This is a genomic window from Rhodococcus sp. Leaf278, assembly GCF_001426085.1.
Classification (GTDB): domain Bacteria; phylum Actinomycetota; class Actinomycetes; order Mycobacteriales; family Mycobacteriaceae; genus Rhodococcoides.
Window position 1 is genome coordinate 83,015 of record NZ_LMRR01000044.1, and the last position, 13,546, is coordinate 96,560.

General features: G+C 65.7%; 9 protein-coding genes. 5 read left to right on the forward strand and 4 right to left on the reverse strand.

What is annotated here, in order from left to right; genetic code table 11:
* Positions 1–68: 68 nt before the first annotated feature.
* The 3 genes from ASG84_RS24810 to ASG84_RS24820 all read left to right on the forward strand — a co-directional run bounded on the left by ASG84_RS24810 (position 69) and on the right by ASG84_RS24820 (position 3,815).
* On the forward strand, positions 69–1,181 hold the full coding sequence (locus tag ASG84_RS24810) for a glycosyltransferase (protein ID WP_057479623.1): 1,113 nt from the start codon (positions 69–71) through the stop codon (positions 1,179–1,181).
* A 21-nt stretch (positions 1,182–1,202) separates the two neighbouring features.
* A complete protein-coding gene (locus ASG84_RS24815; RefSeq protein WP_057479624.1) occupies positions 1,203–1,841 on the forward strand; it encodes a DUF1707 SHOCT-like domain-containing protein in 639 nt (212 codons plus the stop codon).
* A gap of 78 nt (positions 1,842–1,919) precedes the next feature.
* Positions 1,920–3,815: a DUF2339 domain-containing protein gene (locus ASG84_RS24820; protein WP_200936676.1), complete on the forward strand. Its 1,896-nt coding sequence runs from the start codon at positions 1,920–1,922 to the stop codon at positions 3,813–3,815.
* 79 nt (positions 3,816–3,894) lie between these two features.
* Here ASG84_RS24820 and ASG84_RS24825 read toward each other — a convergent pair whose 3' ends face one another.
* The 4 genes from ASG84_RS24825 to trmB form a co-directional block, all read right to left on the reverse strand.
* Positions 3,895–6,048 (reverse strand): MMPL family transporter, encoded by a 2,154-nt coding sequence (locus ASG84_RS24825; RefSeq protein ID WP_057479625.1) that lies wholly within the window; start codon positions 6,046–6,048, stop codon positions 3,895–3,897.
* A gap of 134 nt (positions 6,049–6,182) precedes the next feature.
* Entirely contained in the window at positions 6,183–9,353 is a 3,171-nt protein-coding gene (locus ASG84_RS24830; protein WP_057479626.1) for an MMPL family transporter, read from the reverse strand.
* Positions 9,354–10,040 carry an NYN domain-containing protein gene (locus tag ASG84_RS24835; protein WP_235581850.1) on the reverse strand — a complete coding sequence of 229 codons (687 nt, stop codon included), beginning with the start codon at positions 10,038–10,040 and terminating at the stop codon, positions 9,354–9,356.
* Between the two features lie 14 nt (positions 10,041–10,054).
* Entirely contained in the window at positions 10,055–10,813 is a 759-nt protein-coding gene (gene trmB / locus ASG84_RS24840) for a tRNA (guanosine(46)-N7)-methyltransferase TrmB (protein WP_032377552.1), read from the reverse strand.
* A 208-nt stretch (positions 10,814–11,021) separates the two neighbouring features.
* On the opposite strand from trmB, the gene ASG84_RS24845 reads away from it, so the two are divergent.
* Positions 11,022–12,071 (forward strand): hypothetical protein, encoded by a 1,050-nt coding sequence (locus tag ASG84_RS24845; protein ID WP_057479628.1) that lies wholly within the window; start codon positions 11,022–11,024, stop codon positions 12,069–12,071.
* A 17-nt stretch (positions 12,072–12,088) separates the two neighbouring features.
* Positions 12,089–13,546, forward strand: a complete 1,458-nt coding sequence (locus ASG84_RS24850) for a hypothetical protein (RefSeq protein WP_156399699.1) — start codon at positions 12,089–12,091, stop codon at positions 13,544–13,546.

The window sequence follows — 13,546 nt, forward strand, 5'->3', positions numbered from 1 at the left end:
TCGCGAGGGTTCGGCCACTGTCCATCGCTGCGGTGCCCGGCGGACGTTCGGGTGGGAAGACTGGTCGGGTGCACATCGTGCAGGTGGCCAACTTCTACGGACCGAGGTCCGGCGGTTTGCGGACGGCCGTCGACCAGCTGGGTTCGGGTTACGTGGCGGGCGGCCATGACGTGACGCTGATCGTGCCGGGAGCGCAGTGGAGCGAGGAACTGCTGCCCTCGGGGGTGGTGCGCATTCAGGTGCCCGCTCCGCAGATCCCCTGTACCGGCGGCTACCGGGTTGCCGACCCGCGTCGAGTGTCGGCGGTGGCGTCCGGGCTGCGGCCGGATGTCATCGAGGTATCGGACCGGCTGACGCTGCGCGGCATGGGTAGCTGGGCCGCGCGGCGGGACGTACGCAGCGTGATGATCTCGCACGAACGCCTCGACCGGCTGCTGGCTCAGACGATGCCGATGCGCTGCGCTCGCCCCATTGCCGACCTCGCCAACCGGCGCACCGCCGAGCAGTACGACGCGGTCGTGTGTACCACCGAGTTCGCGCAACAGGAGTTCGAGCGCATCGGGGTCCGCAACGTGCATCGGGTGCCCCTCGGGGTGGATCTCGACCTGTTTCATCCGCGGCGTCGGCACGTGGGTGATCGCTCGGCATGGATGGGCAACGCGGATCGTCTGCTGGTGCACTGCGGCCGGTTGTCGGTGGAGAAACATGTCGAGCGAAGTATCGATTCATTGGCTGCACTGAATGATTCGGGCATACGTGCACGATTGGTCATCGCCGGTGACGGTCCCCGCCGGGCCGGCCTCGAACGACGCGCCCGGGGCCTCCCGGTGGATTTCCTGGGCTTCGTCACCGGCCGGTCGACCGTGGCATCCTTACTCGCCTCGGCCGACATCGCACTGGCACCCGGTCCACACGAGACGTTCGGACTCGCCGCGCTGGAATCTCTCGCAGCAGGCACACCCGTCGTCGTCTCCGAGACCTCTGCGCTGGCGCAGATCGTCACCCCACACTGCGGTGGATCCTCCGAGAACACTGCCGACGGGTTCGCTGCGGAGATCGAGCGAGTGCTCCAACTGCCGGTGGACGGACGGCGCATCGCCGCCAGGTCGCGTGCCGAGGAGTTCGGCTGGCCCGCATCGGTGACCGGAATGCTGTCGGTTCTCGGCGGTCGCGCAGCCTGAGATCTTCGCTACCCTGAGTGCATGGAGGCGAGGGATCTGCGAGTGTCCGATGCCGAACGTGAACACGTCGGGCAATTGCTGCAGCGAGCCGTGGGGCAGGGCATGCTCTCGCTCGGTGAGTTCACCGAGCGAATGGACACCGCTCTGGCGTCGAAGACCCGCGGTGAACTGAACTCCGTACTCGCCGATCTGCCCGGGATGCAGATCGCGGAGGAGCATCGCCCATCGGCAAAGCCTGTCGCCGGGCCGACTCCGCATCGTGTGGTTCAGGAGCATTGGGGCCACGGCAGTGGAACGTCGGACACACTGCGCGGCACCATGTCCACCGTCACGCGCAAGGGGCCGTGGAACGTACCGCCGAGCCTGCGCGTCTCCACCCGCATGTCCACGGTGACGCTCGACTTCACCCAGGCCGTCATGTCGACGCAGGTGGTCGAGATACACGTCGACGACTACTGCAGCACCGTGACACTGATCGTGCCCACCGAAGCGACCGTCGACCTCAACGGTGTCGACACGGTCGCGGGCAGCGCCACCAACAAGGTCCGCACCGGCCCGCCCTACGGCCCGCTGCATCTTGTCGTGTCGGGCAAGGTTCGTTTGGGCTCGGTGACCGCGAAGCATCCCTTCGGCAGTTCGATCCGCAGGATGTTCGGCTAGAAGTTCGGCTGTTCTACTCGAGCGAACCGAGTAGCACTACTCACGCTTTTCGACGGCGATGCTCGCAGTATCTAACCCATGACTTCTCCCCAGAACTCCGCGCTGGATCCGCAACTCGTCGCGCGACTGTCCAGTCGATTCGATTCCCTGGGCGACCACATGCGTCAGGTGGCCGTCGATCTGCAGACCCTGCAGTCACAACTCGGTGCCGCTCGCCCGGCTCCTGCCGCGCCTGCTCCCTCTCCGGCGTCCTATGCACCGCCTCTCGTGCCGCATCAGCTTCCGCCACAGAACTACGGTCAGCCGCTGTACCGAACCATGGGACAGCCGGCGGGCCAACCGATCGGTCGGACTCAGCCGACAGCCCCTGGTCCGGTCGCACCGCCGCGTGGGCCGGTCGTTGCGCCGCGTCCGCCCGCCCCGCCGAGGGCACCCTGGTGGCAGCGCGACGGGGTCATCAGTCGTCTGTTGGCCGTCGCCGGGGCCGGCGTCACTCTCGTCGGCGTCGTGATGCTGTTGGTGCTCGCGGCGCAGGCCGGGTGGTTCGGTCCGCCGCTGCGGGTCGCGGCCGGAGCCGTCTTCTCCCTCGCGCTGATCGGCGCAGGAGTTCGGGTGTTCGGGCGATCCGGTGGACGGGTCGGCGGAATTGCTCTCGCTGCCACCGGCATCGCGGGCCTGTACCTCGACGTGCTGGCGACGTCCGTTCTGTACGGCTGGCTCGATCCCGTGATCGGGCTGATCGTTGCGCTCGGAATTGCTGCTGCCGGAACAGCTCTGGCGGTGCAATGGAAGTCGCAGCCGATGGCAGTATTGATTCTGGCCGGCGTTGCGGTGTGCGGCCCGGTACTGACCGATGGCCTCACACTCGCGTTGATCGCATTCTTCATCGCCACGTACGTCGCGAGCTTCCCCGCCCAGATCGGTCGGAATTGGCAGATCCTGCAGGTTGTTCGGACCGTTCCCCTCGTCGGCGCGGTGTCGGCTGCGGTCGCTACTGCCGACATGAACGGCTCGACCGATAATTACTGGCTGCTCCTGGCCATCGTGCTCACGGCAGTGCTCGGTATTGGAATGTCACTGGAGCTGTTGCGCCGCAACGTCTCCGATGTGGTGGCGACCGTGATGATCGCCCTGCCGGCGCTGCCGGTCCTGCTCTCCGTCGACATCTTCGACCGCGGCATCGCCGTCACCCTTCAGCTGGTCCTTGCCGCTGCGGCAGTGGCGATCGTGGCTGTGGTGCGCTGGTTGCCGGGACACGCTCGCATCACGGTCGCGGTGATCGGTGCCCTCGCCACGTTGCAGGCTGCTGTCGAGTCGACGACGCTCGAGATCCGTCCGGTCGTGCTGTTCGCTGTCGCCCTCGCTCTGCTGGCCGTGGCGCACAGCGCTCGGTCGACATTGGCATACCTGATCGGTAGTGGATTCGGCGTGATCGGTGCACTGATGTTCGTCTCGGTCAGCCCACCCCAGGCCATGCTCGACTCCGATTTCGCCATCGGCAGTGCCGGTATCGTTATCGGCGGAATCCTGCTGGCAGCAACGGCTTTCGCCTTCGCCTATGTTCTCGCCGAGTTGAAGCTGGTCGACGACGGAATGCAAACCCTCGCCATTGTCTCCGGTGTACTCGCCCTCTACGGACTGACGTCGGCAACGGTCACCCTCGGTATCGGAATAGGCGGCGAAGCAACAGGATTCACTGCCGGCCACACTGCCGCGACCATCGAGTGGATGATCGCAGCCTTCTCGCTCCTGGCCTTCGGGTTGCGTAGCGTCACGCACGCCCATGCGGCACTGGTGGGCGGGCTTGCCCTGACGGCGGCGGCCATCGCAAAACTGTTCCTGTTCGATCTGGTTGCGCTGGACGGGCTGTTCCGCGTCATCGCCTTCATCGCAGTCGGGCTGCTGCTGCTGATCGCGGGCACCCGATACGCCAAGGTGTTCGCCGATCGGGAGACTGCGGCAGTGTCCTCCTGACCACCTCTGCTGCGTGAATGGACCGCTGCATACGTCTCGGCGGTGCAGTGGTTCATTCACGCGTTGTGGGGGAGGTGCGTCAGGAGTCCTCGGGCACCGTTTCACCGAGTCCGAGCTTGCGCTGCATTCGCTTCATTCCCGCCGGTGCCCACCAGCTGGCGTCCCCGAGCAGTTTCATCGTCGCAGGGACCAGGAACATGCGGATGACGGTCGCGTCGATGATCAGAGCGGCGATCATGCCGTAGGCGATGTACTTCATCATCACCAGATCCGAGAACGCGAACGCCCCCGTCACGACGATGAGGATCAAGGCTGCAGCAGTGATGATGCGTCCGGTGTGAGAACTGCCGATATGGATGGCTTCGCTTGTGCTGGAGCCTTTTTCCCGTGCCTCGACCATCCGGGAGAGTAGGAACACCTCGTAGTCGGTCGAGAGTCCGAAGACGATCGCCGCGATCAGCAACAGAATCATCGCCATGATCGGTCCGGGTGTGAAATTCATCCACCCGGCTCCGTGGCCGTCGATGAATATCCACGTCAGTATGCCCATCGTGGACCCGAGTCCGAGTGTGGTCATCAGTACCGCCTTGATGGGCAGCACCAGCGATCCGAATGTCAGGAACATCAACACCGTGACGACGATGACGACCAGTACCGCCATCAGAGGTAGGCGGTCGACCATCGCATCGATCGAATCTCGTTCGATCGCAGGCGTTCCCGTCACCTGCAACGTGGTGCCGTCCGGAGTGTCGATGCTGCGGAGGAATTCGATGGCGGGCGCGCTGTCGTTCCGATCGATCAACCCGGCCTTGAACACGATGACGCCGTTCTTGCTGGCACCGACGGGCGTGAATTGCTCGATCAGACCGGGGGCGTTGTTCGCCTGAGTGGTGATGGCTCCGAGTGCGGCACCCTGCGCGTTCTGAATGACCAGCTCGAGGGGCTCGGTGCGCTGGCCGGGGAACAACTCGTCGAATTGTTCCTGCGCCACTCGCGTCGGATTGTCCGGTGGCAGATAGGTTTCGTTGATTCCGCCGAACGCGAGATTGCCGATGGGCACCGTCAGGGCCAGCAGTCCGAGAACGATGGTGACGACCACCTTGATGGGATTGCGCATCACCCAGTGCGTGAGCCTGCCCCACCTGCCGTTCTCGATCTCCTCCGAGGACTTCGTCTTGCGCATGAACGCGAGGCCGAGGGCATCGATACGCGGGCCGAGAATCGACAGAATGGCCGGCAGGATGGTGATCGCGTTCAGTGCCGCGAGAGCGACCGTCGCAATCGAACCCAGGGCGACCGACCGCAGGAATCCGTGCGGAAACAGGAGCAGGCCACCGAGGCACGCGACGATGATCGTCGCGGAGAACGCCACCGTGCGGCCGGCCGTCATCACTGTTCGACGCACCGCATCGGGCGTCGATCTGCCGTCGCCCAGCTCCTCTCGGAAACGGGAGACGATGAACAGGCCGTAGTCGATCGCCAAGCCGAGCCCCACCAGCGACACCACCGGTGCGACGAAGGTGTTGACCTCGGTGACGTGGGTGAACAGCTTCACGACGCCGTTGGCCCCGATGACCGTCAGCGCACCGACGATGAGGGGAAGCGCAGCAGCTACGACGCCGCCGAAGACGAAGAACAGCAGCACCGCGACGGCGGGGATGGCGAGGACCTCCATTCGATGGATGTCGTCGGTCATCGTCGACTGCAGGGAGGCCGCCACCGCCTGCTGCCCGGCGACCTGCACATCGATACCGTCGATGTAGAAGGCATTCCGGACGGCCTGGAAGTTCTCGGTCAGTTCGGTGTCGTTGCTCCCGACGATGGCGATGCTGGCGATCGCGTGCTGCTTGTCGGCGGTGCCGAGTGCCGCGAGCCTGGGTGCTTCCCTGGTTCCGAAATAGCTGCCGTTGATCTTCGCGATGCGGTCGGGGTGGTCGGCAACCAGTGAGTCGAGGTTCTGGACTATCGCCGCATCGAACGTCGGATCGTCGATGTCAGAGCCCTGGGGGGCGGTGTAGAGAACGACGACATCGCCCTCGGTGTCACGCCCGAACGTCTCGTTCGCAAGATTGCTGGCCGCGGCCGACTGCGACGTCGGATCGTCGAATCCGCTCTGGCTCAGATGCTCCGGTAGGTCCCAGCCGTACGCCGCCAAGATCGCGAGCCCGGCAACCATGACCCCGAGAACGCTGTACCGAAGACGGTGGACGAAAATTCCCCATCGAACGAACACGTGTGTGTAACTCCCCCTCGGTGCACGCGGCGTCGTTGCCACGTGAGTGAACAACGACCCCCGCTACGGGCGAGAGTGTAGCTTGCGCAACGAGTTGGAGAGAGGGGTCTACTCGCCTGCGCGGCGGTGCAGCATCAGCGTGAACGGTTGCGTTCCCTCGCGAGCAACTCGCTGACACTGAGTACCTGCCCGTTCTCACCGCCGCGATGACGGCCACTGTCGCCGTTGTCGGCAGCGGGTGCTGCCCGACGACCCGACGGCTTCTCGGACTCGTTCGACGCCGATCCGTTGGTGCCGTTGGTGCCGTTGCGTTCGGACCCAGTGTGCTCGGAGCCGTCGCGCTCGGATCCACGGTGTTCGTAGCCGTTGCTGCCGTTGCGCTCGGTACCGTTGCCGTTGCCGTTGCCGTTGCCGTTGCCGTTTCGGGTCGAGTGGCTCTCGCCGGACCCGTTCTGGCCGGACCCGTGCTGCGTGGATCCATTCTGGCCGGATCCGTTCTGCGCGGATCCATTCTGACCGGACCCGTTCTGCGCGGACCCGTTTGCTCCATGACCGTTGCGGGTCGAGCCGTTCTCGCCGTGACCGTTTCGGCTCGAACCGTTGACGGGCGTACTCGGCCGACTCGGGGGCGATGCGCTGGGCGCTCGCAGATCGGCCAGCCAGCTCTCGATGGACCGTGAATCCGGTTCTTCGGCTCGAGGTGCGCGAGCCGGGCGGGATCGGCTGGGCGGTGTGACCGGCGGGCGCGGGGCACTCGGTGCGCGTGGCGGCTCGGCCGGCGGAGCAGGACGAACCACCTCGGCGGCCTGGGTCGGTTCCGGCTCGACGGTCGGTCGTGGCTCGACGGTCGGACGTGGACGGGGCGCTGCCGGCTGACTCGGGGCAGACCTCGGGGCCTGCTGCGCCGGGGGAGTGGCCTGAGTGTCGCGGGTCGGCTCGGGTGGTGTCGCGGGCCGTCCCGTCACACTGCGCCTGGACTCTTCCTTCGCGGCGTGGGTCGCCCGGATGGGGCCCGAACCGTGCGGCGCAACAACAGGAATGGGCTCGGTGAGCGGTTCGCTCCGGCGCGGTGCCGGACGAAGCGGTGGCGCGACCGTGGTGGACGGTGCACCCCCGGCGAGGGCGAGCTCCGGCACGTCGGCAATGGGCAGGAGTTCGTCTTCGAGGATGGTCTCGCCGAGTCCGAGCTTGCGCTGAATTCGCTTCATCCACTGCGGAGCCCACCAGCAATCGTCACCGAGCAGCTTCATCGTGGCGGGCACGAGGAACATGCGGATAAGGGTGGCGTCGATGATGAGGGCAGCGATCATGCCGTAGGCGATGTACTTCATCATCACCAGATCGGAGAATGCGAACGCTCCGGTCACGACGATGAGAATCAGGGCCGCGGCGGTGATGATGCGTCCGGTATGTGAGGTTCCGATGCGGATGGCTTCGCTTGTGCTGGCACCCTTTTCGCGAGCCTCGACCATGCGGGAGAGGAGGAATACCTCGTAGTCGGTGGACAGGCCGAACACAATCGAGATGATCAGCACCAACACGGGAGCCATGATCGGACCAGGGGTGAAATTCATCAGCCCCGCACCGTTACCGTCGATGAATATCCACGTCAGAATGCCCATGGTGGCACCGAGCCCGAGGACGGTCATGAGCACCGCCTTGATCGGCAACACCAACGATCCGAACGTCAGGAACATCAGCAGCGTCACGATGAACACGACCAGGACGGCCATCAGTGGCAGTTTGTCGATGAGCGCACTGATCGAGTCCTGCTCGATCGCAGGTGTGCCGCCGACGAGCATCGACGCTCCGTCCGGCACGTCGATGCTGCGGAGGAAGTCGATTGCGGGCTTGGAATCGTTGCGATCGACCAGTCCGGCCTTGAAGACGATGATGCCGTCCTTGCTGGCACCGACCGGGGAGAACGGCTCGACCAGTCCGGGAGCGTTGTTGGCCTGAGTGGTGATCGCGGCGAGGTTCGGCCCCTGCGCATTGCTGATCACGAGTTTGATCGGCTCGGTGCGCTGACCCGGGAACAGCGTGTCGAACTCACCCTGCGCTTCGCGGGTGACGTTGTCGGGAGGAAGGTAGGTCTCGTTGATGCCACCGAATTTGATGTTGCCGACGGGCAGCGTCAGCAGCACCAGGCCGAGCACGATGGGCACGGTGACCTTGACCGGATTGCGCATCACCCAGCGGGTGAGGCGGCCCCACATGCCGTTCTCGATTTCCTCGCTCGACTTGGTCTTGCGCATGAACTTCAGACCCAGCGCGTCCACGCGTGGGCCGAGGATCGCAAGCATGGCGGGCAGGATCGTGATGGCCGTCAGGGCGGCGAGTGCGACGGTGGCGATGGAGCCGTAGGCCACCGACTTCAGGAAGCCCTGCGGGAACAGGAGCAGCCCACCGAGGGACGCAACGATCATCGTCGCGGAGAACACCACGGTGCGACCGGCCGTCATGACGGTGCGGCGCACGGCCTGTGGCGTCGAATAGCCGTCGCCCAGTTCTTCTCGGAATCTCGACACGATGAACAGCCCGTAGTCGATGGCCAGGCCGAGGCCGACGAGCGAGACCACGGGTGCAACGAACGAGTTGACCTCGGTGAAGTTGGTGAACACCTTCACGATGCCGTTGGCTCCGACGACCGTGAGGCCACCGATGATCAGCGGAAGTGCGGCTGCGACGACGCCACCGAAGATGAAAAACAGCAGCACCGCGACGGCGGGGATCGCCAGCAGCTCCATGCGGTGGATGTCGCCGGCCATGGTCGACTGCAGTGCGCCGGCGACTGCCTGTAGGCCGGTGACCTGTACGTCGACGCCGTCTATGTAGAAGACGTCCTTGACGGCCTGATAGTTGTTCGTCAGTTCGGTGTCGTTGGCACCTTTGATCGCAATGCTGGCAATGGCGTGTTGCTTGTCGGTGGTTCCGAGCGCGGCGAGGTTCGGCGCACCCGTCCCGGGGAAGTAGGTGCCGTTGATCTTCTCGATCTGGTCCGGATGGTCGGCAACCAGAGAGTTCAAGTTGTCGGTTATCGCCGACTGGAACGCCGGATCGTCGATGGTCGAGCCGTCGGGCGCGGTGTAGAGGACGATGACGTCACCCTGCTTGTCGCGACCGAACGTGGTGTCCGCCAGACGGGCAGCCTGGGCCGATTCCGAGGTCGGATCGTCCCAACCGCTCTGACTGAGATGGCTGTTGAGATCGAGACCGTAGGCTGCGAAGCCCAACAGCCCGGCAACCATGACACCGATAACGGTGTACCGCAGCCGGTAGACGATGTCTCCCCATCTGGCGAACACTTAAGAAACTCCTTGGCGCCCGACGAGCAGGGCGGACAGCGGTCGGAAGGGCTGCAGCCACGCGCCCTCGTCGGGGAGGGAATCGAGACTCACCCGTGGCAGTGGCTCACGGAAGACGCCCGGAATATCCTCGAGATCGAGAAATTCCAGGATGTCCGACGTGACAGCCCAGCTTGCGTGCTCCCGGAAGCCCAGTACCTGGACCGGCACTCCGGTTGCTGCGATGGCCTCCAGTGGGCCCTTGAACGCTTGACCGTCGGCGGACGCGACCATGACTCCGGCGAGGCCGCCGTCACGGTTGCGAGAATCGATGTGGTCGAGCATGTCGGCGTCGACATCGCTGTCTTCGTCGACCTTGGGCTTGGCGAACACCGCGAACCCCACGTTACGCAATGCTTCGACCCAGGGTCGGACGACATCGGCGCTACCGGGAGCAATATTGGTGAATACCGTCGCCTCGGGTTCGAGAGTCGCGGTGCCTGAGGTGGAGAGTTCCGCGGTGCGGCTGAGCAGCCAACGGCCCAGCGCATCGAACCGTGGACGGTAGGCGGCGGTGGGTCTGCCACCCAGAATTGCACCGAGTCCCATGTCCAGGTTGGGCGCGTCCCAGACCAGCAGGACTCGCTTGCTGTGGCGCGATTCACCGATTGCGCCGAGTTCTGAGGGGTTGACCACGGTGTCGCGCATGTCCGTACTGACGCTCATGCTGTCTTCTTTCCCCAGATCAATTCCGTCACCGAACTGCCGACCAGCTGTGCCTTGCCCTCGAACTTGGTCACCGGCCGCTCGTGCGTCATGGGCGATTCCCAATCGAGAACGGTCAAACCGGGTTCGGCGTTCCCGGCCTCGGCAATCCACTCAGCGTATTCGGCATGGTCGGTGGCCACGTGCAGAACGCCGCCCGGCTTCAGTCGATCCGCGATCATTGCGAAGGTCGGCCCCTGCAGCAGTCGACGCTTGTGGTGGCGAACCTTGGGCCAGGGATCGGGAAAGAAGACCCGGACTCCGGTCAACGACTCCGACGAGAGCATGTTCTCGAGCACGTCCATCGCGTCACCGCGAAGCAGCCGAATGTTCTCGATGCCTTCTCGTTCGATTTGTTGCAGCGTCTGTGCCAGGCCGGGGCGGTAGACCTCGACGGCCATGAGGTTGACGTGCGGCTCGGCCGAGGCCATCGCCGTGGTGGCCGTGCCGGTACCCGACCCGATTTCGAGAATTGCCGGTCCGCTGCGGCCGAACCAGGCGTCGATGTCGATCTGCTCGTCGGCGACATCGCGGCCGATGCGCGGCCACAGGCTGTCCCAGGTGGTCTGCTGAGCCTCGGTCAGCGCTCCACGCCGAGAGCGGAAGCTCGTCACTCGTGGGTACAGCCGCGAGCCCCGTTCGTGGGTCCGCGCTGCGTTCTCCTCGGTGTCGACAGAGGTGTCCTGAGACTCGTTCACGGGTCCATTGTCGCGCATCGACGGGCCGTGTGACACGTGGGTCTCGAGTTGAAGTTGAGACTTGGCGTCCTACCGCTGATCAGGGGCAAGAAGTTCGCGACTAATTACATCGGTGCAATTCTCCGGGGCGGGTCGTACGGCTCACCGATGTGCCAGAATCGGTGCCGCAGCAGGGGGCTGTACGCCGCGTCAGGGGCAGACGGCGGTCGTTCTGGGGGGATCGAACATGGGCGTGGCGAGTTTCGGCCGACTGCGTGACCGCACCGCGGCGAGCTCGTGCGGGGTACCGGTGAGCGATGACGCCCGCAAGGCCGTCGACACCGCGCTGCAGGATCGCCTGCGGCCGGTGATCGTGCGCGTGACGGGTCGAACCGGAGTGGGCAAATCCGCAATTGTCGCGATCGTCGAGTCGACGCGCCTCGACGCGGACGGCCTCGAGGTGCGGGTGCGCGAAGACAGCGGCGTCGACGGCACGGATTTCGACGTGCTCGTCTATGTGATCGCAGGCGCGGTGTCGCCGGTCGACACAGAGTTCTTGGCTTCTGATCCCGGCGGGATGCCGAACGGAACCGTCGTGGTGCTCACCAAGGCGGACACCCTCGACGATCCAGCGGCATCCGCAGCGGCGGCCTCCCGACAGCTCGTGCGGACGGTACTGCCGGTGATGGGTGCGACCGCAGCGGGATTGCGTGGCACTGGGCCGTCCGGGGCCTCGCTCGTCATGCCCGACGCTCGCGCCGTCGCTGCGAGCGACGTCGGCCCGGCAGACCTGTTGACCGTGGACCGCTTTCTCGCGGCCGACATCGCCGTCTCGACGCGTCGCCGGGAGGCTCTGATCGAGTGCATCGAACTGCGCGGCGTGGCTCTGCTGATCGACGTGCTGCGGCAGCGAACCGCTCTGTCCGACGGTGATGCGCTGCGTGCGCTGGCCGAGGTCACCGGTGTCGACGAGGTGACGGCCTCGGTGTCGACGGCGGTGTCGACGGCCGCGGCGGGCCGCGACGCAGACCTGCACCGGAGCCTGCAGCAGATCTGTGCGCGGTATCGGCAGGTGCGCGGGGCCGTCGAGTCGTACCTCGCCTCGGATGAAGCCGTGGCTGCGGATATGCGTTGCGCTGCAATGCATTTGGGGGTGCCGATCGAGACCGGTTCGGAGCAGGCCGTAGTGGAGCAGGCAGCCCTGTGGAAGCAGCGCGCGGCTGCGGCCGAGGAGTCGGAAGTGCGTCGGTCGGCACTCGCGTTGTGTCGGGGCTACGTGCGGATGCTGCACAAGTGATGCCACTGTCCGAGGACATGAAAAGCGTTCTCCGGCGCTGGAACTCGGATGCCCTCGACCGGATCGCACAGGCGCGCGAGAGCCGACCCGCCGGGGTGCACCTCACCGGCACGGCCGGATCGGGCAAGTCGGAGCTGCGGCGTGAGCTGTCGCGGCTCGGTGGCATTGAATTCTCGGATTCGGTGGCCGACGCAGCCGTCGTGGTGATCGTCGTCGACGCGTCGGCTCCGGTCGGTCGCTTCGAAATCGAGCGCTGGCGAGGGGCACTCGAATCCACGCCGGTGGTGTTCGTGGTGAACAAGATCGACGTGCACAGGCATTGGCGCGAGGTGGTGATAGCCGACAGTGACCTGGTTGCCGAGCGCGTTCCGCGAGCGGTGGAGTGCACGTTTCACCCGATCTCGGTCCGGCTGGCGCGGGTGGGGAGGGACACCGGCGACGCGGCACTGTGTGTCGAATCGGGCCTCGGGGCGGTGACGGACCGGCTCGGCGTGCTGCTGCTGGACGCCACGGCACTCGGGGCGCGGCGCAAATACGCTGCGGCGGTGCATGACTGCGCTGCCGGGGCCAGAGCGTCGATCGTGGCGAGAGCTCGCGACGTGACCGGGGGAAGCGATTCCGTCCCTCTTCGAGCGCGACGCGCCGCGCTGATCGGCGAACGAGAGAACCTCGGTGGTGATCGACGTGCGCTGTTGCACAATCGGATTCAGCGGGTCCGGGTGGAGTTGCTCCATGCCGCCGCCGAGGACCTTCGCGAACTGGGCGTCGAGGTGAGGCGGTCGATCGACGGGGCCCGACGGGCCGAGCTGAATCACCTGCCCGCGCACGTCGCCGAGTCGGCGCGAGGTGCGCAGAGTCGAGCCGACGCCGCGCTGACCGCGGGACTGCGAGCGGTGGAGTCCGACCTGGGGCTCGTCCCGACGGTGGCTCAGGCGAGCGCCGAGGACGCATCGCTCGACATCGGGGCACCGTCTCGGCGTCGCGGTATCGAGGACGCCATCATGATCGTGGTCGGGGCATCGGCGGGTGTCGGCCTCGGACGCCTGATCGTCTCTCCGATGGCGCTGGTGCAGGCGTGGGCAGTGGCCAACACCGTGATCACCCTTGTTCTGGGCGGAGCGCTCGCATGGTGGTTGACGCGGTCGAGAGCGTTGGTGTCGGATCGGGCACACCTGCGGAGCTGGACGCAGGAATGCCTGGCCCGGGTGAAATCCGTGGTGGAGCAGCGGCTGCTCTCGCGCATTCTCGAAGCCGAGTCCGCTCTCGCGGCCGCCGTCGCGGTCGCGGACCGGGAGGCTGCGGCCCGCATCGACGGAGATATCGCCGAGGTGGATGCCGAACTGCGCAGGCTCGCCGACCACCGGTCGGCGTTGCTGTCGGCGTGCGATCGCGATCTCTCTGCACTCGAACGGGGGCTGGAGCGATTCCGCGGCCCGGTGGAACCGATCGTTGCGTCCGTGCGTCGGAGTCAGTAG

What these genes read in the sequence shown, in the direction of transcription:
- ASG84_RS24815 (WP_057479624.1), top strand. Translation starts at nt 1,203, where the DNA reads ATGGAGGCGAGGGATCTGCGAGTGTCCGATGCCGAACGTGAACACGTC.
- ASG84_RS24820 (WP_200936676.1), top strand. Translation starts at nt 1,920, where the DNA reads ATGACTTCTCCCCAGAACTCCGCGCTGGATCCGCAACTCGTCGCGCGA.
- ASG84_RS24835 (WP_235581850.1), bottom strand. Translation starts at nt 10,040, where the DNA reads ATGCGCGACACCGTGGTCAACCCCTCAGAACTCGGCGCAATCGGTGAA.
- trmB (WP_032377552.1), bottom strand. Translation starts at nt 10,813, where the DNA reads ATGCGCGACAATGGACCCGTGAACGAGTCTCAGGACACCTCTGTCGAC.
- ASG84_RS24845 (WP_057479628.1), top strand. Translation starts at nt 11,022, where the DNA reads ATGGGCGTGGCGAGTTTCGGCCGACTGCGTGACCGCACCGCGGCGAGC.
- ASG84_RS24850 (WP_156399699.1), top strand. Translation starts at nt 12,089, where the DNA reads ATGAAAAGCGTTCTCCGGCGCTGGAACTCGGATGCCCTCGACCGGATC.